The organism is Acinetobacter sp. ANC_7512 (assembly GCF_056779935.1).
Map to the genome: position 1 here is coordinate 71,360 of NZ_JBWYIX010000007.1, position 23,890 is coordinate 95,249.

Sequence of the window (23,890 nt, forward strand, 5' to 3'; positions counted from 1 at the left end):
TGTGTTGTGAATAAAAAGATAAAGAATCATTTTACAAAAAAGATGATTGCGCAAAGTATTGCAGTCGTGATGGCATTGGGTGCGATCCCAATGCAAATGAACGCCAGTGATCTACAAATTTATCAAAATCCTGTAGCAAAAAATAATCCGATTATCATGTTGGCGATTGATAACTCGATGAGTATGAGTGCAGTAGATGCAACTTATAAAGGTCAAAGTGTTAGCCGTTTAAATGCCTTAAAAAACTCATTGGTAGATGCCTTAAATGCAAAGGACTTATCAGGAAATTATCGTATTCCAGATAATGTTTATATTGGGGTGTCGGTGTTTACGTCAACGGGTGAAATAGGGACAACAGAAGATTGGCTAAGCTATGGTGAAAATGCTCGTTCATCTAAAATCTTACTAGAAGCAAAACAACTTACACCTGCTCACCGTACGGATTTAATCAATAAAATTAATAGTATTGGAGCCGTAGGTAGTACGCCCACACCACTATTACTCTCAGAAACTTATGCGTATTTACTAGGAAATCGTACCTTTGGGGCTAACCTAAAAGGCATCGATTTACTTCCTTCATCTAAATATTCTAATTATAGCCGTGGTTTATCTGGAGCATCATTTGCGCCAGCGGACATTCGCAAAGCGGATGGTAGTTATAGAGCGCCACTCAACAAGTTGAATAACAGTGATGCCCAATGTAGTACGCAAGGTGTTTTTTTCTTAACAGATGGGGCGCCAGTTGGTTTGAGACCAAAGACGGTACTCCCTGTCATGCAAAATGCGTTGGCAGATGACAGCTTTACTTGTGAAGGCTCGCCCTTAAAAGATGTCTATTACAATTACGGTAATGCCAAAGGTGCCAGTGGTGCCGCGACCTTCAATGGCGAGTTTAAGGAAATGGCGACGCAGCCATATCGTTTTTATGAAGATGATATTGGTAATGCTGTGTCAGCCAATCAAACCACCTGGCAAAACCGTAGTTCATGGGCTTGTGTGGGTAAGATGGTTCAGCGTTTGGCAAATCAAACACAGATGACCAGCGATGCGAATCAGAAGCGTGTTTATACATCTACTGTAGGTTTTGGTCCCTTATTCCAAAAGCATCCACGAGAAACCTGTCGTGATTATGACAATGACGGTCTATACGATCATTGTACTTTTGATAGTAGCTATACAGGTTCTGGAAATGACATTTCCAATAGTATGAATGCTCAAGCATTAAAACAGTTGGGGAATGTGATTGGTAAAGGGGATACCTACGGGACTCGCCAAGAAATTGGGGGGTATACCCAAGCGACTTCTGGTGAAGATATTCAGAATGCATTGAATACCTTCTTGGTTGCCGTCTCTCACGGTAACTTTGAGGCTGCTAGTTTTGGTACTTATGTGGTGCCATTTGACCGTTTATCAACAAGTTCAGCATATCCTTATGTGTTCGCACCGCAGTTTCAACCACAGGTGAGCACAGCAAATTCGGTATTGGCTTCCACACATCAATTATGGTTAGGGAACTTAAAGAAATACAGTATTAACGCTCAAGCTGTGATGATTGATCGTGGGGGGAAAGAGGTACTTGATCGATCAGGTGCAATACGAACCAATACGCAGGATTTTTGGAACAATACTGGAATAGATGATGGTTTGAGTGCAATTCAAGGGGGCGTGTTCTCTCGGATTGCCACACCTTCACCACTAGCAGGTGTTACTGCTACAGACAAAATAAAAACGCGCCCTTTATTCACCAATGCAACGATTGCCACAACGGGTGATCAAGCAAAACGATTGGTAGGTTCTGAGAATGGACAACTGACGAAATTAACGACACAGAATGTGCTAGCCGCGACCTATATTGATTCATCCAAGTCGGGGTGGCGACAAAATGTATATCAACCCTATTTACTGTCGGCTTTGGGTTATCGAGTTGATAAAAACTACTTAAGTAGCTTACCTGCTGGATACATTTGGAATGATCTAAATAAGGTTAAAGATCTGAAGGTGATGCAGCAAATGGGAGGCGTTGTTCACTCGGAACCATTGTTGGTGACGCTCGAAGCAAAATATAACGCGGGGTCTGGTACCATTTTAGCGAATACCCGTAATGCGACTCATCGAAAAGATTACGTGGTATTTGGGACGATGCAAGGATTATTGCATGTTGTGGATCAAGAAACTGGTGAAGAGGCATTTAGTTTCTTACCTCATGAAATGGTTCAAGATCCAAGTCGACGAGACGCGTTACTTGAACAGTCCAATACATTATTGTCATCTGCGCATCCTATTTATGGCATGGATGGATCATGGACTTCAGATGTTCAATATAAGATTGATCAGAACAACAATAAGTTTATTGCTGCGAAAGCCAACATTTATGGTGGTATGCGCATGGGTGGGCGTAGTTATTATGCCTTGGATATGAAAAATCCGAACCAACCTGAATTACTTTTCCATGTTGATCCAAGTTCTGGAACGATAAAGAGTAAATCAACATCAGTGAGTGGCACAAATCAATCAGATGCCTTAAAAGCTATGGGATATAGTTGGTCTAAACCTACCATTGCTAAAATTCGTTTTGACGGCAAAGTTAAAACGGTCATGATTGTGGGTGGTGGCTATGATATGGCCTATGAAACGGATGGTTATCAGCCTCAATCTGCATTAACTGGTCAACGAGCTAATCAAGGGGCGGGCGTCTATATTTTTGATGCTGAAACGGGCGAATTATTGTGGAATGCACGCTATGGCAACCAATCGAATCAAACCAGTGTTGATGTTAAGCATGCTGAGATGAAATATAGTGTGGTCAGTCAAATTAAAGCATTTGACCGCAATACGGATGGTTTGATCGATCACCTATATTTTGGTGATTTAGGTGGGCAAGTGTGGCGCGTCGATCTCAATAATCGTCTTGGAACGAATACAACCGCGTTTGGACGAGTGACACGTCTTGCTGATTTTAGTGCGTATCACCAACGTTTTTATGAAATGCCTGCTTTGACCATCCATGATCTGAATGGTGAGCGATTTGGTGCGGTGAGTATTGCGTCAGGAAATCGCAGCTTTCCATTAAATACCAGCAATATTTATGACAATCGAGTCTATGTGTTACATGATTATGACTTGGCACAACCGAATTTGTTTCAAGCGAATTTTGCTAAAACACAAAACCTTACCGAAGCTCATTTAACTGCATGGTCTAATTTATCAGGTACAACAGTGCCACATCTGATGAACCGTAATAAGCGTGGTTGGTTCTATGTGTTGCAACGAACAACGGCTAAAAACGAAACAGCGAATACTGGTACAGTTAAAGCATTAAATGGTTATATTGCGATCGCAAATAGTCCAAGTCATTCAGATTTATATGTGTCTTTATACAATCCAAATGATGCATCGTCACAACAACCGAACCAATGTACTGGGGGCATTAAAGGAGCAAGTCGTACCTTAAAGCTTTGCTTGCCGTATGGTGTTTGTGGAGATGCTGGATCAACGTCTAATCTTCAAAATAAAATTGTGGCAGAAATCTCAGAGACTAAGTCTGATGGGATTAGTAAGCTAAACAGCGTACCTATTGTCCAGAATGGTAAAAAGAAAACGACTTTGCTGGGCGGTGGTTATACCAACTACATCACAACCAAAGTGCTGAAAGCTTATAACTGGTTTGAGCGTCAGTAGGTGGTTACCATGAATCAAAAAGGTTTTACGCTGATTGAGTTGATGGTTGTTGTGGTGATGATTGCCATATTGATGACAATCGCAGTGCCATCTTACCAAAGTTATTTAAAACGTAATGCTGCTGCACAGGCTCAGCAAGAAGTATCCAAAATTATTGAACAACTTGAACGCTATAAAAGTCGCAGTTTTTCCTATCGAGGTTTTGATGCGAAGTATATTTACGATCAAGATACTTCAATGACGAGTATTTCCCTACCTGATGCGAAGAAACCAAAATATGTGATTAGTATTGCCGATATCAGTGAAAAAACACCTAAAACCTTATTAAGTTCAGATCAGGGCTTGGGACGGGCATGGGGGATTCGAGCTTTACCAACGCAGACAGGATATGATGCGTTTTTGGCGACGAGTCAGGGTATTCGTTGTAAAACAGAATATTTGGTGGAAAATGACTTAAAAGAAGTCAATGCATATACAGGATGTGGTGCAAATGCAAAACAATGGTAATTCAGGATTTACTTTAGTAGAGATTATGATTGCAGTGGTCATCATTGGAATTTTAGCCATGATTGCCTATCCGTCCTACCAAGAATATGTTCGTAAAACTAAACGTGTCGAAGTAAAAACCACATTGGCAGATATTGCAGCTCGACTTCAGCACTATCAGGTTGCGAATTACAGTTATATTAAACCGGATGGCAAAGCAGTCACGTTGGCTGAATTAGGATTTCAGACCAATGCGCAAAATCGAGTTGAAGTTCCGTATTATGATCCTGTCTATACGGTTGGTATATCAGATGTAACCAACAACAGTTGGGTGTTGAGTGCGGTGCCTGTGAGTGGAAAATTGATGCAAACAGATGGTCACTTTGTCATAAATGAAGCCAATGAAAAATGTTGGGTGAAAGCAGCTTCTTGTATGCCTTCTTCAAGTACAAACTGGGATGGAAAATAAATTTAAATTCAAAAAAGTGGATAAATAATTTTTGAGCTTTCAATCGGATCAAAGTTCACGTAAAATACTGCCCTCTATGAAAGGGGTTTGAAATGTATCGATGGTCGGTGCAGGGATAATCCGTAAAAACTATAAGGTTCTATCATGGTTGTTATTCGTCTTGCACGCGGTGGTGCTAAAAAACGTCCGTTCTATCAAATCATCGTGACTGATAGCCGTAATGCACGTGACGGTCGTTTCATCGAACGTATCGGTTTCTTCAACCCTACAGCTCAAGGTAAAGCAGAAAAACTTCGTTTAGATGCTGATCGTTTCGCTCACTGGGTTGCTCAAGGTGCTCAACCTTCTGAACGTGTTGCTTCATTAGCTGCTCAAGCTAAAAAAGCTGCAGCTGCTGTTTAATACGGTAGAAGCTAGCCCATGACACCAACACAGAATGTTCCCGAAGATCGTATTCAGATTGGACAGCTACGTTCAGCTTATGGATTAAATGGGTGGCTCTGGGTCTATTCGAACACAGAACCTATGAGCAACATATTTGACTATCTGCCTTGGTACATCGAGACCAAAGCAGGTTGGCAAATTGTAGATGTGAAACGTTGGAAGCCACATGGTAAAGGCTTAGTTGTTTCGCTGAAAGGTGTGAGTGATCGTACTGCAGCAGACAATTTAGTTGGCGCAAATATCTGGATTTCTAAATCGCAACTGCCTCAACCAGGCGTGGACGAGTATTATTGGTCTGATCTAAAGGGTCTAACAGTGTTAGGTCTGGATGATGAAGAGCAAGAAGTCAATCTTGGTCAAATCCACGAATTGTTTGAAACAGGTGCTAACGATGTGATGGTAGTTCGCGCAACTGCTGACAGTGTCGATGGCGAAGAGCGAATGATTCCATGGCATAAAGATGTGGTGCAACGCGTTGATCTCGAAACTGGTCGTATCTATGTCAATTGGGGCGTAGATTACTAATATTTTCGGAAATACGGGAGTCTGCGATGTTTTTTGCAGTCATTACGCTTTTTCCTGAAATGTTTGAAGCGATTACAAGTTTTGGTATTAGCGGTCGCGCAGCGAAACGCGATTTAATGCAAATTCATTGTATTAATCCTCGTGATTTTGCAACAGGGAACTACAAACGAGTGGATGAGCGTCCATTTGGTGGTGGTCCTGGTATGGTGATGATGGCTGAGCCACTGGCAAAAGCAATTCATCGTGCCAAAGAGCTTGCAACGCAAGCAGGTGCTGTTCATGTACCTGTGGTGTATATGTCACCACAAGGTAAAACCTTAAATGAACCTTCAGTACAAGATTTCGTGCAATATGACGGATTAATTGTATTGTGTGGTCGTTATGAAGGTGTTGATGAGCGTTTGATCCAAAAATATGTTGATCAGGAATGGTCCATAGGGGATTACGTTTTATCTGGGGGAGAACTGCCTGCGATGGTTTTATTGGACAGTATTATTCGGAGACTTCCGGGTGCAATGTCTGATGAACAATCACACGTTCAAGACTCATTTGTGGATGGTTTACTCGACTGTCCGCAATATACAAAGCCTGATCATTTTGAAGGTTTGGATGTGCCTGAGGTACTAAAATCAGGTCATCATGCAAATATTGAAAAATGGCGTTTTTTGCAGCGCTATCAACGAACGCTTGAACGTCGACCTGAATTGGTTGAAAAAGTTGAGTTGACTAAGCAGCAAAAGAAATGGCTCAAAGATTCGCAAAAATAAATCTTTTAGATTTATTTAAGCAAATATGACCTCAAGCATATTGCTTGAAGTATTAAATAGGCTCTTTATGCATTGAAGCGGTCAAGCATGAAGGGAAAGTCAATCGGGTCTATGCGCCTTAGCCTCTAGCCCCAGTGGATATCAGACCTCTTCTGACCCACACATATTGGAGATACCCCATGAGCGGTAAGCATCCTTTAGTACAAGCTGTAGAAAATGCTCAGCTTAAACAAGACATCCCAGCTTTTGCACCAGGTGACACAGTAGTTGTCCAAGTAAAAGTAAAAGAAGGCGACCGTGAACGTCTACAAGCGTTCGAAGGCGTTGTAATCGCTAAGAAAAACCGTGGTTTGAACTCTGCGTTCACAGTACGTAAAATTTCTAGCGGTGTTGGTGTTGAGCGTGTTTTCCAAACTCATTCACCAATCGTAGCTAAAATCGAAGTTAAACGTCGTGGTGACGTTCGTCGTGCTAAACTTTATTACCTACGTGAACTTTCTGGTAAAGCTGCACGTATTCGTGAAAAGTTACCAGCTCGTAAACAAGGTTAATTTTAGCCTTGCTTCGAAGCAAAAAAATGCGCCTTTTGGCGCATTTTTTTATGATCAAAACTTACAAACCTTGAATCTTCAAACGATTGGCATGTTGTCTAAAGATTGATACTGGATCAGGAGCAAAGAAGCCTTTAAGCCCAAGTATTTGATTTGCTTCATCAAAATGATTTAAGTTGTAATTATCACGAATTACTTTGCCGTATTTAGCACTACAAATAGGCACGAGACCATCGTGATTGCGTTCATTAGGCATAATCGCTGTCCCTAAGACAACAATTGCGGTATCTAAAATATCGAGAACATTGGTCACCTTTGAAGAACCAATCCAAGAATAATGATATACGCCGTTAGCCGTTTGTGATGAACCGTTAGAATTACAGTCTTTCGGGATCGCAGCAGAAGGGAACTTTTGATTAAATTCTAAAGAACCTTTTATAGAAAGATCATACATGGATTGTTCGTAATTAACGCTAAGACTTGGATTACCTTCCATAATTGAAATTGCAGGTGCCAAAATATCACCAATAACTAATTTTGCTACACTATTAAGCACTTTACTATTTACGAAAGTATCTCCTAGGGGAGAGCCCTTAATGCTGCCTGCAACAGCAGTTAGAGAAGCAACTTTCTTAGGAGCAATGGCTTCAACGTAACGTACAGTAGGTCCTCCATGACTATGGCCGATCAAATTGACCTTGTCTTTACCCGTAATAGCTAAAGCTGTTTCTACTTGTTGTAACAGCTGCTCACCACGAACCACAGTTGATTCGACAGGAGACATTTGAGCGACAAAAACACGTGCACCATTTCGTGCGAGGTCAGGGGTAATTTGATAGAACTGATCTAAACCGAAATGTTCTGTACCAATGCGGCTAAAACCTAATGCAAAGCCATGGGCCATAACAATAGGGTACTTAGTTTGCGCATAATTGGTATTTACGTATTTAGCTTCGACATCGATCAGGCCGGAAGCATATGTAAGTTGAGATAATCCTACCAGACTTAGCAGAAGTGCTGGGATCATTTTTTTTGTTTTCATTTTTTCTTCCTTAAAAAGACAATATTTATTGTCAAAAAATATTGTAAAGAAAAACTAAACAAAAATAAGATAAATCCGACTAAATGTTAATCATTATTAAACTGAAAGAAAGGGTGAAAAGCTCACCCTTTGTGTTTAGGTTTTATAGCCCTTGGAGTTTAAGTCGATTTGCATGCTGACGATAAATATCTACAGCACTTGGTGCAAAAATGCTTTTTAAACCGAGTAGATGGTTAATTTCATCTAAATGATTCCATTTATAATTATCACGAATGACCTTGCCAAATCGAGCGGAGCAACGCCCTACAATTCCATCTCCATCTTTTTCAGCCAAAAGAGAAGAAGCTAACATGCCATAATCAGATGGATCTAAAGCGGTATTAAATGGAGAGTTACCCATAAATGAATAATAATGAGTATTGTTGACACGATAAGTCCCTTCGCCACATTGGGTTGTAGGTACACCATTTGGAAAATTCTGACTAAATTGGAGTGATTCTTTCGTTCCTAAACTTTGTAGGGCTGCTTTAGCATCATAAGGAAAGACTTTTGGATCAAGACCAGATGCGAATGTAATCACTGGCGATACCAGATTGTCAAAAATCGCGCGAGCAGGTGCTTCTAAAATATTACCTACCAGAACACCTTCTAGTATATCAGCCATTCTTGCTCCTTGATTTCCAGAAGCAATTGTCGTAACAGATGCGACATGATCAGGTATAACACCTGCAATATATCGAACAGTCTGACCACCATGACTATGTCCGATTAAATTCACTTTTTGCTTGCCGGTAATGGCAAGTATCTCTTCAACTTGACTCAGTGCTTGTTCGCCTCGCACTTCACTTGAGTTCATCGTTGAAACACGTGTTTGCCAGATGTTTGCACCATTTCGAGCAAGATCAGGAGTGATCTGATAAAAGTAGTCAACACCGACCATACTACCAAAGCCAAATAAGCCATGGGCAAGCACAATAGGGTATTGGGTTTGTGCATAATTTGATTTAGGTGTTTTGACGGTATGGTTAACGGCTAAATCTTTAATTTGCGTTGAGGCTTGTGCAACAGGAAGAAAACATGAACCTATGCATAGGCTCATGACTATTTTTTTTAGTTTCATTTTCGATACTCATTCAGTGATTCGTTTATTTTTATGATTCAGGCGATATCCATCGCCATAATTTAAGATACTAAAATTGTGACTTAAGTCTATAAAAAAGAGATAAAGTGCAAATTTATTGATATAAATTGGATGGGTGACTCATTTATAGGATAGATATGTCATGCTAATGAGGGCTATTTAAACAGTCTGGACCCATCTAGAGATGAGTGCAGACAAAAAAATATATTAGAGACCTTGTTGTTTAAGGCGATTTGCATGTTGACGATACATCGAGACTGGATCTGGCGCAAAGACACTTTTTAAACCAAGCACTTGATTGACTTCATCTAGATGATTCCAATTGAGATCATCACGGATGGTTTTACCGAATTTCGCACTACAGCGTGAAACTAGTCCATCATTCTCTTGACCACCGTCAATTAATAGACTGGTAATTTTTAAAGCTGAGTCTAGATCAAGTGGGTTTGTGGCCGTTCCGATACCCGTAAAGGAATAGTTATATATTCCTTGTTCACGATATAAACCTTCAGAGCATGAGTTTTGAGGAACGCCTATAGGATATTTTTGATTAAATATTGCTGATCCTGCTAAGCTCAAACTATTGGCTCCCGCAAGTGAGTCATGAGGGAAGGATGCTGGATCAAGTCCCTGTGCCCAAATAATAGCTTTAGACAGTAGATTGACTACAGCCACAATTGGTGTTTCAAGGATTGGTGCTGTATCACGAATTTTTAATATAAAATCAGACACTGGTGAGCCTTGATGTGGCGCCCCAATCGTTGTCATTGATGCGACTAATTCAGGTCTTACACCTGCGACATATCGAATTGTGGGCCCGCCGTGAGAGTGACCGATTAGATTGACCTTAGGCGATCCAGTGAGTGCAATGACTTCTTCAACTTGATGTAAAAGTTGCTCACCCCGAATTTCTGATGAGTTAAATGGCGATACACGGGAAGCCCATACATTTGCACCGTTACGGGCGAGATCAGGTAAAATTTGATACCAATAATCTACACCGAGTGGATCAGTGCCAATACGGATAAAACCAGACATTCCGTGACTAAATACGATTGGATACTGGGTTTTTGCATAAGTAGTTTGAAATTTTGAAGTCACTTGTTCAGGTGCTGTAGCAGCGTAACTCATGCCAATTAAACATGCGAAAGAGAGGCATGTCCCCAAAATAAATTTTCTCATCTCTATTCCTTAGATGGATTGAAATACTCGACAATTTCCGTTGTCACAATAAGAGTATAGCGAAGCAAAAGGAAAGAAAAGTGGATTTAAACTTTAGGGAACAATTTTTAAGATAAGCCTCCATAATTTCGTGATGAGCGTATGGAGGCTTGAGAAGATTATAGTCCTTGAAGTTTCAAACGATTTGCGTGTTGTCGATAAACCGATACTGGATCTGCTGCAAAAATGCTAGTCATCCCCATCATTTGATTGACCTCATCTAAATGATTCCAACGGTAATCATCCCGAATCGTTTGTCCGAAGCGAGCACTGCAAACTGGGACTAAACCATCATTTGCACCTTCCTTAGATACAATGAAAGATGCCGCTTGCATTGCATAATCCGATGGATCAAGGGCATTGGTAAACGGTGTATTACCAGTAAATGAATACATACGCATGCCATTGACTTGATATGCACCCTCACCACATTTTGTGGTTGGTACACCCGCAGGGAAACGTTGTGTAAATGCTAATGAGCCTGCTGTAGATAAACTTTTAGCCGAGGCAAGCGAATCATGTGGTAGGCTTTTCGCATTTAATCCTTGTGCCCAAACAATTGCTCCCGAGACAAAATTCATCGCTGTCGCAAGCACAGTATCAAGTCCTGTTCCTTCTGAACGCAAGATAAAGTCTGCCATAGGTGATCCTTTATTCACACCAGCGACAGTGGTCATGGATGCCACATGTTCAGGAATTGTTCCACCAATATAACGGATTGATGGTCCACCTTGACTATGCCCAATTAAGTTCACTTTTTGTGCACCAGTAATGGCTAAAATATCTTCAACTTGTTGAAGCAATTGCTCTCCACGAATTTCGTTGGAGTTGAATGGAGATACTCGTGTAGGCCAGACATTGGCACCATTACGCGCTAGATCTGGCAGGATTTGGTGCCAATAATCTAAACCAAAACTCTCTGTACCAAGACGGACAAATCCAGTTAGTCCGTGTGCAAATACGATTGGGTATTTAGTTTTTGCGTAGGTATTGTATTTGCCGAGTGTCGAGGTTACAGGTTTCACTTCTAATGCAGAAGCATTAGATAATTGAGTCGTTAAGCAAGCTGCAGACGTAAGTAGGCACGCCATAATTTTGTTGTATTTCATCATCATCCTCAACTTTTTATTATCAAACCCTAATCCTAGAGTTAAATTGATTATAGTGATGTAAATCACATTTTAAATATCGAATAGATGAATGGTAAATTTTTAAGGTTAAAAAAGAGAGGTAGATTTGATCAATGAACTATCTTGATGAAGATTTGAATCTGCTTTCAAATCCAGCCTAATGAATTTGAAAGCAATTACTCAATTAAAGAGCTAGAGATTTAAAGTCCTTGTAATTTAAGGCGGTTGGCGTGCTGTCTATAAACTGCAACTGGGTCAGGAGCAAAAAATCCTTTAATTCCGAACAGCAAGTTCACCTCATCTAAATGATTCCACGGAAAGTCATCACGAATAGTTTTACCAAAATGGGCACTACAAACTGGAACGATGCCATCATTTTTTCCTGCTTTATGAACCGACAAACGGTCAAGTAGAACCATGACAGGGTCACCTAGATCCAAGGCATTCGTAAAAGGCTTGTTTCCTGTCATTGAATATAAATGAATTCCTTTTTCTTTATAAGCACCTTCGCCACAGTGGGTTAATGGTAAACCGAGAGGGAATTTTTTATTAAACAAGGCAGTTCCTTCAACAGATGTACTCACACCAGCGGCCATCGCATCATGTGGGAACGTATCAGCAGGAAGACCTTGCGCCCACATAATGACTTTACCAAAAGTGCTGATGAGAACATTCAGTAGCTCTGATGTTCCTGTTTTATCTGCGATTTTTAATACATCTGACGCGATGATTGTGCCTTTGTTGGCACCGGCTACAGTCATCACCGATGCAACATGTTCAGGTATTACACCTGCGGCATAACGAACAGAGTTTGCACCATGACTATGACCAATCAGATTGAGTTTGTCAGCACCAGTAATCGCCATGACTTCTTCAAGTTGTTGAACATATTGTTCACCTCGGACTTCAGAAGAATTGAAAGGAGACATTCTAGCCGCCCATGTGTTTGCACCGTTTCTCGCTAGATCAGGTAAAATTTGATACCAGTAATCCATGCCTAGACTTTCAGTGCCCAAACGTATAAATCCAACCATTCCATGAGCGAATACAATAGGATATTTAGTTTTGGCATAGTCAGATTTGACACTTGAGACTTTGATCTGTTGAGCTTGAGTAGCATAAGTTGTCGTAGATGTTAGACATAGCGCTGTCACCAGCGAGCCTAGAATGTGTTTTATTTTCATTATTATTCCTAGTTTTTAGTGAATCTATGATGTTCTTCCAGATGAACATACAGAAGACCTTAAAAGATGTTATTGAATGCAACAAGATACAAAAAATGCCAATTTAGCTTGCCGAATTAACATATAAAAAGCAAAAAAGAATCAAAAGTTGAAATAATTAAAGGATTTAATCATTAGCAAATGTGTTCAAAAAGCATTATTTAAATTTTGTCGAGAGTCGCTGATGGTCGGAAAAGCTATTCTGATGAATAGCTTTCCATTTAACTGCGCTATTTTGTGCGTCTAGAGTCCTGTCAGTTTCAAACGATTGGCATGCTGGCGATAAAGTGAAATAGGATCTGGGGCAAATAAACCTTTGAGACCGAACATCATATTAGCTAAATCGGTATGATTTAGTTTGTAATCATCACGAATTACACGTCCTATATGCGTGCTACAGCGCCCAACCATGCCATCATTATCTTTATTGCCATACGCTAAAGGCCCTAGCTGCATTAAAATGGTATCGATATCTAAGAGGTTGGTGGTTTGTGCAACACCAGTCCAAGAATAATAAAAGATTCCGTTGTCTATTGGGCTGCCTAAACGAGTACAACTTGACGCGAGAGCTTTTGTTGGAAAACGTTCATTAAATGCAGCAGAGCCTGTTTCAGTTAATGATTTCATCGAAGCATCAAAGCTGATCGGCATATCAGGACGACCTTGTGCATAAGCAATTAATGGGGGAATGATGTAATCCCCTAAAATATTAAATATTGTTCGAGTTGCTTCATTATTTTGAATTTTATCTGCGACCATAGAACCTCTGAAAGTCCCTCCTACACCAGTAACAGAAGCAACATAGTCGGGTTTTACTGCTGCAACATAACGCACAGTCGGTCCGCCGTGCGAATGACCAATCAGATTGACCTTTTTCTGCCCAGTGATCGCAATTACTTCTTCAACCTGAGAAATTAATTGTTCTCCTCGAAATTCAGTCGTATGAGCAGGTGAGAGTTGTGCTGCAAAAACGCGTGCACCATTGCGCGATAGATCAGGTAAGATTTGATACCAATAGTCAATATTGAATGTTTCATTGCCTATGCGAGACCAGCCTAACCAACCGTGTGTCATCACAATAGGATATTTGGTTTTTGCGTAACTACCGATCTTTGTCTCATTTACTTCGAGTAATCCCAGACCTGCGTGGGCAGTGAATGAGCTTGATAAGCATAGCGTTGTGACGAATGCTAACGTCGTAGGTATCAATTTAAGTTTTAAGTTTTTCATCGTTCTTCCCTGTGAATGAATGTGTTCCTTGAAAAGATTAATCGGCAAAAGGAAGTTGACCGCCTTGATCATGAACTTGCTCGAATGTTTCTACCCGAAGTTGCTCTTGTGAATTATTAAAATGTTGAGAACGGAGGCGTTGTACAGCTTCCTGCTTTGCACTAGGGCTCATATTACTTTTTACAATGCTGTCACGTTCAGATAAATATTGATTGACCTTGCTTTTCCAATTTGAGCGCTGTCCATCAAGATTTTCTAGACGTTGTGTTGCTTCAGGACCCACTAAGCTGAGACGCATTTGACGAATTTCTTCTGCGCTACCACCACGAGCTTTAATTTCTGCAGTTAATTGGCGCAGATCTTCAAGTTGAGAAAGTTGTTTTAAATTTTCTTTCCAATCTTCAGGTAGATCATTGAACAGTTCTTTTAATTTATCGGCTTTTTGTTTTTCAGATAAATTTTTATCTTCAATGACACTCATGCGAGCCAAGGTATAATCATGATATTCATCTTCGATACCAAATAAACCTTCAATTTCATAGTCTGAAAAAAATTGTTTACGCAATGATTTCATCTGATTAAAAATAGCTTTGTAATACTGCGCACTTTCTTTGTCATGGTTTGGTGGTGTTAGGTCACCCATTTTTTCACGATATTGAACATAGCGTGACCATAAATCTGTCAGTTGACCTAGTAATGGTTCTTGATAGGTGCTTTGAGCAAATTTAATAAAATCAGCCTTGATTTGCGGAATCTCTTTTTCGCCGTATTGGGTAATAAAAAACTCAAAACAGTTCTTAGTATTTTCATTCACAATCAAACGGTTGGCGTTATCGGTTAGGATTTGACAATTGATTTGAATATCTTGCTGACTTTTACTTGCAAAGCTAGAACCATTCACGGTTGTACTTTGTTGTAGCGCCATATTTTCTGATTGAATTTCGGCATCTTGTGCTGCTCGTTGTGAGTTTTCAGCAGATTCAGCTGAGTCAGGTTTCAACCATTGAAAGAGAAGGAATAAAACGATCAGACACGCCACAATCAGCAGTGTAATTTTCAATTTAGCTTTTGAATTCATTTCACATCCTATGAAATCATTTAGTTATTATTAATGGTGTAGAATAATTTGCCACAAATGTCACATTTTATGCATAAAAATTTAATCAATATTCGATAAATGGATTTGATAAAATAGCAGTATTTTACTGATCTGAATATTATCTAATGTCTGCTAAATCTCCAAAAATTACTCGACGTCATATAAGTGGTGTATTTCTACTCAACAAACCTTTGGGGATTAGCTCAAATGCAGCATTGCAAAAAGTGCGTTGGCTCTATCGTGCTGAAAAAGGTGGTCATACTGGCGCTTTAGATCCATTAGCATCAGGCTTACTCCCGATTTGCTTAGGTGAAGCGACCAAGTTTTCACACTTTTTACTGGAATCTACTAAACGTTATCAAACGACGATTCAATTGGGAAATAGTACAACTACAGGTGATGTCGAGGGTGAAGTTTTGCTCGAGGCACAACCGATTGAACTTAACGAAGATAAAATTCAAAGCGTGATTCAGCAATTCGTTGGAGACATTCAACAAGTTCCTCCAATGTATTCTGCTTTAAAGAAAGAAGGTCGTCCTTTGTATGAGCTGGCGCGTAAAGGAATTGAAATCGAACGTGAGGCTCGTCCAATTCATATTTCCGCGATTGAACTGATGTCTTTCACTCAAGATTCAATTACTTTGGATGTGACATGCTCAAAAGGAACGTATATCCGAGTATTGGGAGAGGATATTGCTAAAGCTTTAGGAAGTTATGGGCACTTAACATATTTACATCGTATTCAAACTGGACATTTTGGTATTGTGCCAGAGTACACCATTGAATACTTAGAAAGTCTAACTGAACAACAACGTGAAGCATTGTTGTTACCTGCTTATGCGCCTGTGGATCATTTTCCAAAAGTTCAAGTACCAGAAGGTCGTGCAGAATATTTTTGTCGTGGGATGGAAAGCAATATTGATCATCCTGCCGAATCTCAAGTCCTCGTTTTTGACGAAAAAAAGTGTTTAGGTTTAGCTGAAATTACTGATAAAAAACGTCTAGTTCCTAAACGTGTATTAAATTTATAAGCGAACTCAATTATGGAATTAGAAATCATCCTCACCCTGATTTTTTTTGCATTTTGCGCAGGCGCAATTGATGCAGCAGTCGGTGGTGGTGGTCTCATTCAGATTCCAGCATTGATGAGTGCTTTTCCTCATATGGCGCCAGCAACATTATTTGGCACCAATAAGCTAGCTGCGGTTGTTGGAACAGCAACATCTGCGTGGACTTTCGCTAAAAAAGTTAAGTTTGAATGGAAGTTATTACTGGTGGTGGCGATATGTGCTGCCATCAGTTCTTTTGCGGGAGCTGCCAGTGTTTCCATGATTCCGAAATCAATCTTGCAGCCCTTTGTCTTGGTGATGCTGATTGTGATGGCAATTTACACATTGTCAAAGAAGGAGTTTGGACAGGTTCATATTGCACAAACGGTAAACACTAAAATTCTGATCTTGGCTGGAATAGGAAGTTTGGCGATTGGGTTTTATGACGGATTATTCGGTCCGGGAACGGGAAGTTTTTTTATTTTTTATTTTATTCGATATTTACAAGTCGATTTTTTGCATGCAGCAGTTTTGGCCAAGATTGGTAATGTGATGACCAATTTAGCCGCTCTTACATTCTTTATTCCTGCAGGCCACATTTTATTTGCAGTGGGTGCTATGATGGCTTTTGCTAATATGATTGGTTCGATTGTCGGGGTGAAATTGGCGCTTAAATACGGTAGCGGTTTTATTCGTATTCTGTTTTTAATTCTAGTATCTATTTTAATTGTTCGATTAAGTTATCAGATGTTCTTAATGTAAACCATTCTCAACATTAAACTTTTTTATACAAATCACTTCTTAAACCTATCTCCAAGTTATCGCCTAAGCTCTTATAGTAAGTTGAGTGTTTTGAAGATCATTCAAGTTTTTCTTTTTTCAAATCATATTTATAAGACAGGATAACAAGATGAATATTTTTGAAGCTTTACGTGAAAGTCATGATGTTCAACGTGAACTTGCTGAGAAGCTGGTTCAAACTTCAGGGGACACGCCAGAACGCCGAACATTATTTGAGCAGCTAAAAAATGAATTGTTTGCTCATGCAGTGGCAGAAGATCGATACTTCTATATTCCACTGATGATGACCGATTCAGGTTTGAATATTACGCGTCATGCATTAGCTGAACATCATGAAATGGACGAATTACTTGAGCAACTCACCGAAACTGAATTCAGTAATCCAGGATGGTTAGCCATCGCGAAAAAATTGTCAGAAACCGTGCATCATCATCTTGAAGAAGAAGAGCATGGCTTTTTTCAGCAAGCAGGAAAAATTCTAGAGGATAAACAAAAGGAGAGTTTGGCTAAAAAATATCAAACTGAATATAAGAAATATAAGAAATTAGATAAAGACAGCTTGGTTTAACCCCATGATAAAAAAAGATGGCATGTGCCATCTTTTTTTATGTTTCTATGCCATGTGATTTCATTCTAGCAGCGCGATAAGTAACACCAATTGATGCAATCATAATACAACCCAAAGCAACGGCTTGTAATAAGGTAATGTGTTCATTCAACAGTAACCAACCTGTCAATGCACCTAATGCTGGTGACAAACTTGATAGCGTTCCATAAGACATTTTACTTAAATTCTTTAATGCCAATAAATCCAATGCATAGGGAATAGCAGTAGCCAAAAGCGCAATGACGATGGCTTGTGGCCAATATCCAAATTGAACTAATGCGGATGGATTATGAACCATACTGATCGGTAATAATGTCAATGCTGAGAGGACGATCGCAATGCTGAGAGCATGCATGCCGATATTCTGCCGAACGACTTTCTGTCCAAAATAAATATAGAATGCCCAACAAATGCCTGCACCAATGGCCATAGCAGCACCAAGATATGAAAAGTTAGTCGTATTGGCATCTTGCCAAGGCACCATCAGCACTACACCGAAAATTGCCATGATGACCCAAATGTAATCACTTCGTTGTTGAATTGACAGTAAAGCCAAGGTGAGTGGTCCTAAGAACTCAAGTCCTACTGCAATCCCTTGTGGTAGTTTTCCTAATGATGCATAAAACAAGACATTCATCAAAGCGACTGAACCACTATAAAAGAGAAGATCTTTCCATTTTAAGTAAGGAAGGCGACGAAGAATTTTCCATGAACGGAACATCAATACAACCATAATTGATGCAAAGCATAGACGTAAAGTGACCACAGTAAATGGATCTAAAACTTCAAAAAGCTGCTTTGCGAAGGATGCACTAATTTGATAGGCGATCATGGATAAGACCATGAACAGCACGGCAGTGAGTTGAGCATTTGGCATTGGGAAAACGAAGCCGAATTAAAAAGAGTGAGACTGCTCAAATTTTAACATTATTATGATGACCACAGTGCTTCAATCCATCATGGAAAATGTAGTTTAAATTAAGTATGAGATAATTTTTGTTTGGCGTGTTGAGTGGTATAGGTGCAGCCAACTGAGGCACAAATGATGGTAAACAATGCTAGCCATTGATTCCATAACAATTGCTCACCCAAAAATACAAACCCAGATAATGCGGCAACAGCTGGTTCAATACTCATCAAGGTACCGAAACTTAATGCTGTTAGATTTCGTAGTGCAATCATTTCTAAAGTAAAGGGTAAGGCACTGGCGAGTATCGCTAAAGTGATGAATAACATTAGATGATTAATTTCAAATACGCTTGCTGGCAAACCGATACTGAGGGCAATCGGCATAAGAATGATACTTCCAACAAACATGCCTAAACATACGGTGTGATTACCTGAAACTCCCGAAGGCCGCTGACCAGCAATAATATAAAGTGCCCAACATGCGCCAGCTGCCAACGCAAAAAATACACCAAGTAAATCCAAAGGTTGTTTGGCTTGGTCAAAGGGAAATAAAAGGATCAGTCCAATAATGGCCAAACTAACCCAAATAAAATCAAACTTTTGACGCGCATAATATAAGGCCACACTGAGTGGACCAATAAATTCAAATGAAACTGCTAAACCGAGTGGAAGACGATCAATGGCAAGATAGAACAACATATTCATACCAGCTAATGCGACACCATAACTGACAATGGCTTTCCATTTAATTTGTTTAAATTGAATTTTCCAAACTTGAAAAATAAGCGCCAAAATCACAGCACTAAATGTCAGACGTAGAGCTGACACCGTAATGATCGGGAATTGTTCAAACAAAACTTTTGCTAATGAACCACTACTTTGTAGACTGATCATGGCGATCAATAACAAACCGAGTGCTTGTAACTGCGGGTTTATTTTTAACAAAGACATGGTTTTAAATGTATGGTGGTTAGATTAGAAAGGGATATCTTTCATCTAAGTTGGCGGAGCTAACGTCAACTCAGATGAGACACCATAAAAAAACCACAGCTCGAAAAAGCTGTGGTTTTCCAAACGTATTAGAGATTAGAACAATACGCGAGCGCGGATTGTACCTTCTACGTTATGAAGTGTATCAAGTGCTTCAGCAGAAGCTGTAGCATCAACATCCATGACTAAATAACCCACATCGCCTTTGGTCATAAGAGACTGACCAGAGATGTTAATGCCGTGTTCAGCAAACAGGTTGTTGATTTTAGACAACACGCCTGGAATATTTTTGTGAATGTGAAGTAAACGGTGTTTACCTTCAGTCAACGGAAGCGCAATTTCAGGGAAGTTAACTGCTGACAATGTCATACCTTTATCAGAGTAAGCAACGAATTTCTCTGCAACTTCTAGACCGATGTTTGCTTGAGCTTCCATCGTAGAACCACCCACGTGCGGTGTTAAAATCACGTTCGGGATATTACGTAGTGGAGAGATAAACTCTTCACCGTTCGCTTTAGGCTCTTTCGGGAATACGTCAACAGCAGCACCAGCCAAATGACCTGATTTCAGAGCATCAGCTAAATCTTCAATTACTACACATGTACCACGTGCAGCATTGATGAAGATTGAACCTTGTTTCATCTGAGCAAATTGCTCTTTGGTCATGAAATTACGTGTAGAAGGGACATCTGGCACGTGTAGTGATACAACATCAGCATTGGCAAGAAGTTCGCCCATTGAGCCAACTTGGCGAGCATTACCTAAAGGTAATTTTGTTACTGTATCAAAGTAAATCACTTTCATACCCATGCTTTCAGCAAGTACAGAAAGTTGTGAACCAATTGAACCGTAACCCACAATACCTAAAGTTTTACCGCGTGTTTCAAATGAACCTACTGCAGATTTGTTCCAACCACCTGCATGTGTATCTGTAGATTTTTCAGGTACACGACGAAGGAGAAGAATAGCTTCAGCTAATACAAGTTCAGCAACAGAACGAGTATTTGAGTATGGTGCGTTGAACACTGGAATACCACGGCTCATCGCAGCATTCAAGTTCACTTGGTTTGTACCAATACAGAAACAACCGACCGCGATCAATTTATTCGCAGCTTCAAAAACTTCTTCAGTTAATTGTGTGCGCGAACGAATACCGATGAAGTGAGCATCTTTAATCGCTTCTTTCAGCGCTTCACCTTCAAGCGCAGTTTTACGATAGTCGATGTTGGTGTATCCAGCAGCATTCAAAGTGTCGATTGCGTTTTGGTGAACGCCTTCTAACAATAGGAAACGAATTTTATCTTTAGGCAAAGAGAGATGTTGGCTCATTACGGCTCCGCTACAAAGGCCAAATTTAGTGGCAGTATGATAGCATACGTGAGCGTGCTATATACATTTCCTTTATGACTTGAGCTATGGATATTTTTGCAAGATATAGTCCTTATCAGACAAACAGCGGTTGAATTAACTGCATCATATCTAAGTAACATTCGCAAAATGTCTGATTTTATCGGGGTTTCATGGGAAAATGCTTTATAATGCACAATCGTGAAATTGACTCATCCAGTCGTGGTGATATTTTCTTCACATTCGCTTAACAAATACGCTTTTAAAATCTTGATTAAAGGTTTGTTTTTTAAGCAATCTACAACTTGTATCTTTCTTGCTAGGTCTGCAAACGATGAATGCTCCAGTTGCTTTAACCCCAGAGTTATTGACTCAATTAACGTCAATTGTTGGTGAAAACCGTATCAAAACTGATGCGGACAGCCTACAAAATTGGGGACGCGATCACACTAAACATTTTGATCCAAACCCATCAGTCATCGTTTTTCCTTCGACGACTGAACAAGTTCAGGCAATTGTGAAACTAGCAAACCAATTTAATGTTGCTGTGACACCATCAGGTGGTCGTACTGGTCTTTCTGCAGGTGCTGTCGCTGCTAACGGTGAAATCGTAGTCAGCATGGACAAGATGAACCAAATTTTGGAATTCTTCCCAGCAGACCGTATGGTGCGTGTACAAGCAGGTGTGGTGACTGAGCAACTTCAGAATTATGCTGAAGAGCAAGGTATGTATTATCCAGTTGATTTCGCTTCAGCTGGTTCATCACAAATTGGCGGTAACATCGGTACTAATGCAGGCGGTATTAAAGTCATTAAATACGGTATGACACGTAACTGGGTACTCGGTCTGACTGTGGTCACTGGTAAAGGTGATGTGCTGCGTTTAAACAAAGGCATGATTAAAAATGCGACAGGTTATGCATTGCAACACTTATTTATTGGTGGTGAAGGTACGTTAGGCTTAGTGACCGAAGCGGAAATTAAACTTGAGCGTCAACCACAAGATTTGCAAGTGATGGTGCTCGGTGTACCTGACTTTGATGCAGTGATGCCAGTTCTTCACGCGTTCCAAGCGAAAATTGATTTAACTGCGTTCGAGTTCTTCGGTGAACTTGCGATGCAAAAAGTATTGGCAAATGGTCACGTGCAACGCCCATTTGAAACCGAATGCCCATTTTATGTATTGCTTGAGTTTGAAGCGCCATTTGAGCCAATTATGGACAAGGCAATGGAAATCTTTGAGCATTGTATGGAACAAGGTTGGGTACTTGATGGCGTGCTTAGTCAAAGCTTAGACCAAGTAGAAAGCTTATGGCGTCTGCGTGAAGATATTTCTGAGTCAATCGCACCATTTATCCCATACAAAAATGATATTTCAGTGCTCATTACACACGTACCTGCCTTCATTAAAGAAATTGATGCAATTGTTGCTGAGAATTATCCTGACTTTGAAATCTGCTGGTTTGGTCATATTGGCGATGGTAACTTGCACTTAAATATCTTAAAGCCTGAAAATTTAACCAAAGATGAATTCTTTGCGAAATGTCAGGTGGTGAACAAGTATGTATTTGATACTGTGAAAAAGTATGATGGTTCAATTTCTGCGGAACATGGTGTGGGTATGACGAAGAAGCCATATCTTGAGTACACACGCTCAGCTGAAGAAATTGAATATATGAAAGCACTCAAACAAGTATTTGATCCAAATGGGATTATGAATCCAGGGAAGTTGTTCGATCTTTGATTTGATTAAAATTAAAACTTCTTGTAAAAGCGTATCTTAGGATGCGCTTTTTTATTTTGGGGAGATAATGAGTGAATAGTGAAATGACGAATATTTTAATTGTGGGAAATGGATTTGATCTCTCTCATTTTTTACCCACAAAATATGATCATTTTATGATAGCGATGAAAAATATTGCAAAATGGGAACAATATAATTCTATGACCTTTGGTGAAATATTTAAAGAAACCAAAGAAGAATTATTTTTTAGTCAATGTAAAAGATTCTATAAAACTAAATCAATCGAAATAGATTATCAGGAAGTAATAAAATTGCAGAATCTATTAAAAAGTAACGTTTGGTATAATTTTTTTCTAAATCACACAGAGGAAGTTAAGACATGGATTGATTTTGAGTTGAAAATTCAAGAGGCTCTATCCTATGTTTCCAAATTTATTTTAACTGTTGAGGATATATGTGAAAAAGAAGGTGGTTTTGATTTAGATATCCTTATATCAGATTTTAAGAGTGGTAGTTCGAAAGCATTGAAAATTCATAAAGCAGAATGTGAAATTCTTTCTATTTTACAAATAATGATTAAAAATAATAATTTTGGAAAGTTTGAAGAGCTGTATCAAGATATAAAATTTGCAACAATCCAATCACAGTGGTTGAATGTTGAAAATAAAACCGAATATGGATTTTTTAGTCAAAAATATATTAGTTTTCTTTACCAAGAGTTAGTCAAATTTACAGATATTTTTAATTATTTTTTATTCAAAATAATTATGAATCTTGAGCCAAGGGAAAAGCTTAAAATTATTTCAAAAGAGTGGAGGCATCCTCATAAAATTTATTCTTTTAATTATACTGATACATTTCAAAAAATATATGAATGTGTTGATTTAGAATACTTACATGGAAAGTCTGGTAGTACTCATAATATCGTCCTCGGAATATCTGATTTAAAAGAAGAAATATTAATTAGATTAAAAGCATATGGTTTTACAAAGTATCATCAAAAAATATTTAAAGAAACAGACTATATGTTTATTGAAGAATACAAAACTAAAATAAGAAAAGATAAATGGGAGATTGAGGAGCTACGATATTTAATCTCAACTGCAGTTCCAACTGCTACTAATAAAGCATACTTATCAAAATTGAATACTTTAAAAAAATCACAAATGCTGGATTTACTTATACAGTTTTGGGGCCATTCACTAGACTTATCTGATAGTGATTATATAGAAGATATTTTTTCTTTAAATGATGATGTTGACAGAAATGTTAGAGTAACAATTTTCTTTTTTAATCAGGATGCAAAATTTTCTATACTTAACAACCTATTAGCAATTCTAGGTAAGGGTAAGATTGAGGAGTGGATTAAGAAACAATGGCTGAAATTTGAAGAAAATCCAACAATAGAAACCATTGAAAATAAATTTTAAACTTTAT

Annotated in this window: 22 protein-coding genes; 12 read left to right on the plus strand and 10 right to left on the minus strand. The window is 39.2% G+C overall.

Translation table 11 applies throughout. The annotated features are described in order from the left end of the window. Positions 1–6 precede the first annotated feature (6 nt). From AC1M9H_RS08215 to rplS, 7 genes are all read left to right on the plus strand, one after another. Positions 7–3,678 (plus strand): PilC/PilY family type IV pilus protein, encoded by a 3,672-nt coding sequence (locus AC1M9H_RS08215; RefSeq protein ID WP_481613149.1) that lies wholly within the window; start codon positions 7–9, stop codon positions 3,676–3,678. 9 nt (positions 3,679–3,687) lie between these two features. Beyond that, positions 3,688–4,185, plus strand: a complete 498-nt coding sequence (locus tag AC1M9H_RS08220; protein WP_481613150.1) for a type IV pilin protein — start codon at positions 3,688–3,690, stop codon at positions 4,183–4,185. Further along, positions 4,169–4,633, plus strand: a complete 465-nt coding sequence (locus tag AC1M9H_RS08225) for a type IV pilin protein (protein WP_481613151.1) — start codon at positions 4,169–4,171, stop codon at positions 4,631–4,633. The genes AC1M9H_RS08220 and AC1M9H_RS08225 overlap by 17 nt, the downstream gene beginning before the upstream one ends. Before the next feature lie 144 nt (positions 4,634–4,777). After that, positions 4,778–5,035: a 30S ribosomal protein S16 gene (rpsP, locus tag AC1M9H_RS08230; protein WP_035264308.1), complete on the plus strand. Its 258-nt coding sequence runs from the start codon at positions 4,778–4,780 to the stop codon at positions 5,033–5,035. A gap of 18 nt (positions 5,036–5,053) precedes the next feature. Next, positions 5,054–5,602, plus strand: coding sequence for a ribosome maturation factor RimM (rimM, locus tag AC1M9H_RS08235; RefSeq protein ID WP_035264305.1), 549 nt, complete (start codon positions 5,054–5,056; stop codon positions 5,600–5,602). A 26-nt stretch (positions 5,603–5,628) separates the two neighbouring features. Beyond that, complete coding sequence (gene trmD, locus AC1M9H_RS08240) at positions 5,629–6,369, plus strand: tRNA (guanosine(37)-N1)-methyltransferase TrmD (RefSeq protein ID WP_092766672.1); 741 nt, start codon at positions 5,629–5,631, stop codon at positions 6,367–6,369. A gap of 179 nt (positions 6,370–6,548) precedes the next feature. Next, the gene (gene rplS / locus AC1M9H_RS08245; protein WP_004787066.1) at positions 6,549–6,920 is read left to right on the plus strand and encodes a 50S ribosomal protein L19; all 372 of its coding nucleotides are present in this window, start codon (positions 6,549–6,551) and stop codon (positions 6,918–6,920) included. 61 nt (positions 6,921–6,981) lie between these two features. Here rplS and AC1M9H_RS08250 read toward each other — a convergent pair whose 3' ends face one another. The 7 genes from AC1M9H_RS08250 to AC1M9H_RS08280 all read right to left on the minus strand — a co-directional run bounded on the left by AC1M9H_RS08250 (position 6,982) and on the right by AC1M9H_RS08280 (position 14,985). After that, the gene (locus AC1M9H_RS08250) at positions 6,982–7,962 is read right to left on the minus strand and encodes a lipase family alpha/beta hydrolase (protein WP_481613152.1); all 981 of its coding nucleotides are present in this window, start codon (positions 7,960–7,962) and stop codon (positions 6,982–6,984) included. Positions 7,963–8,104: 142 nt separating this feature from the next. Further along, a complete protein-coding gene (locus AC1M9H_RS08255; RefSeq protein WP_481613153.1) occupies positions 8,105–9,082 on the minus strand; it encodes a lipase family alpha/beta hydrolase in 978 nt (325 codons plus the stop codon). A 228-nt stretch (positions 9,083–9,310) separates the two neighbouring features. Beyond that, positions 9,311–10,285: an esterase/lipase family protein gene (locus AC1M9H_RS08260; protein WP_481613154.1), complete on the minus strand. Its 975-nt coding sequence runs from the start codon at positions 10,283–10,285 to the stop codon at positions 9,311–9,313. A gap of 158 nt (positions 10,286–10,443) precedes the next feature. Beyond that, positions 10,444–11,433 carry a lipase family alpha/beta hydrolase gene (locus AC1M9H_RS08265; protein WP_481613155.1) on the minus strand — a complete coding sequence of 330 codons (990 nt, stop codon included), beginning with the start codon at positions 11,431–11,433 and terminating at the stop codon, positions 10,444–10,446. A 221-nt stretch (positions 11,434–11,654) separates the two neighbouring features. Further along, complete coding sequence (locus AC1M9H_RS08270) at positions 11,655–12,638, minus strand: esterase/lipase family protein (protein WP_481613156.1); 984 nt, start codon at positions 12,636–12,638, stop codon at positions 11,655–11,657. A gap of 282 nt (positions 12,639–12,920) precedes the next feature. Continuing rightward, positions 12,921–13,907 (minus strand): lipase family alpha/beta hydrolase, encoded by a 987-nt coding sequence (locus AC1M9H_RS08275; protein ID WP_481613157.1) that lies wholly within the window; start codon positions 13,905–13,907, stop codon positions 12,921–12,923. A gap of 37 nt (positions 13,908–13,944) precedes the next feature. Beyond that, a complete protein-coding gene (locus AC1M9H_RS08280; RefSeq protein ID WP_481613158.1) occupies positions 13,945–14,985 on the minus strand; it encodes a lipase secretion chaperone in 1,041 nt (346 codons plus the stop codon). A 146-nt stretch (positions 14,986–15,131) separates the two neighbouring features. Here AC1M9H_RS08280 and truB point away from each other — a divergent pair, with 146 nt between their 5' ends. The 3 genes from truB to AC1M9H_RS08295 all read left to right on the plus strand — a co-directional run bounded on the left by truB (position 15,132) and on the right by AC1M9H_RS08295 (position 17,424). Next, positions 15,132–16,037 carry a tRNA pseudouridine(55) synthase TruB gene (truB, locus tag AC1M9H_RS08285; protein ID WP_481613159.1) on the plus strand — a complete coding sequence of 302 codons (906 nt, stop codon included), beginning with the start codon at positions 15,132–15,134 and terminating at the stop codon, positions 16,035–16,037. 12 nt (positions 16,038–16,049) lie between these two features. Then, a complete protein-coding gene (locus AC1M9H_RS08290; protein ID WP_481613160.1) occupies positions 16,050–16,817 on the plus strand; it encodes a sulfite exporter TauE/SafE family protein in 768 nt (255 codons plus the stop codon). 148 nt (positions 16,818–16,965) lie between these two features. Beyond that, entirely contained in the window at positions 16,966–17,424 is a 459-nt protein-coding gene (locus tag AC1M9H_RS08295; RefSeq protein WP_035264279.1) for a hemerythrin domain-containing protein, read from the plus strand. A gap of 37 nt (positions 17,425–17,461) precedes the next feature. Here the strand turns inward: AC1M9H_RS08295 and AC1M9H_RS08300 are convergent, their stop codons facing one another. From AC1M9H_RS08300 to serA, 3 genes are all read right to left on the minus strand, one after another. After that, positions 17,462–18,340, minus strand: a complete 879-nt coding sequence (locus tag AC1M9H_RS08300; RefSeq protein ID WP_481613161.1) for an EamA family transporter — start codon at positions 18,338–18,340, stop codon at positions 17,462–17,464. A gap of 101 nt (positions 18,341–18,441) precedes the next feature. Beyond that, positions 18,442–19,323 (minus strand): EamA family transporter, encoded by an 882-nt coding sequence (locus tag AC1M9H_RS08305; RefSeq protein ID WP_481613162.1) that lies wholly within the window; start codon positions 19,321–19,323, stop codon positions 18,442–18,444. Between the two features lie 135 nt (positions 19,324–19,458). Next, positions 19,459–20,691 carry a phosphoglycerate dehydrogenase gene (serA, locus tag AC1M9H_RS08310; protein WP_035264273.1) on the minus strand — a complete coding sequence of 411 codons (1,233 nt, stop codon included), beginning with the start codon at positions 20,689–20,691 and terminating at the stop codon, positions 19,459–19,461. A 352-nt stretch (positions 20,692–21,043) separates the two neighbouring features. Here serA and AC1M9H_RS08315 point away from each other — a divergent pair, with 352 nt between their 5' ends. Continuing rightward, positions 21,044–22,453, plus strand: a complete 1,410-nt coding sequence (locus tag AC1M9H_RS08315; RefSeq protein WP_481613163.1) for an FAD-binding oxidoreductase — start codon at positions 21,044–21,046, stop codon at positions 22,451–22,453. A 71-nt stretch (positions 22,454–22,524) separates the two neighbouring features. Continuing rightward, positions 22,525–23,883: an AbiH family protein gene (locus tag AC1M9H_RS08320; protein WP_481613164.1), complete on the plus strand. Its 1,359-nt coding sequence runs from the start codon at positions 22,525–22,527 to the stop codon at positions 23,881–23,883. Positions 23,884–23,890: the final 7 nt, after the last annotated feature.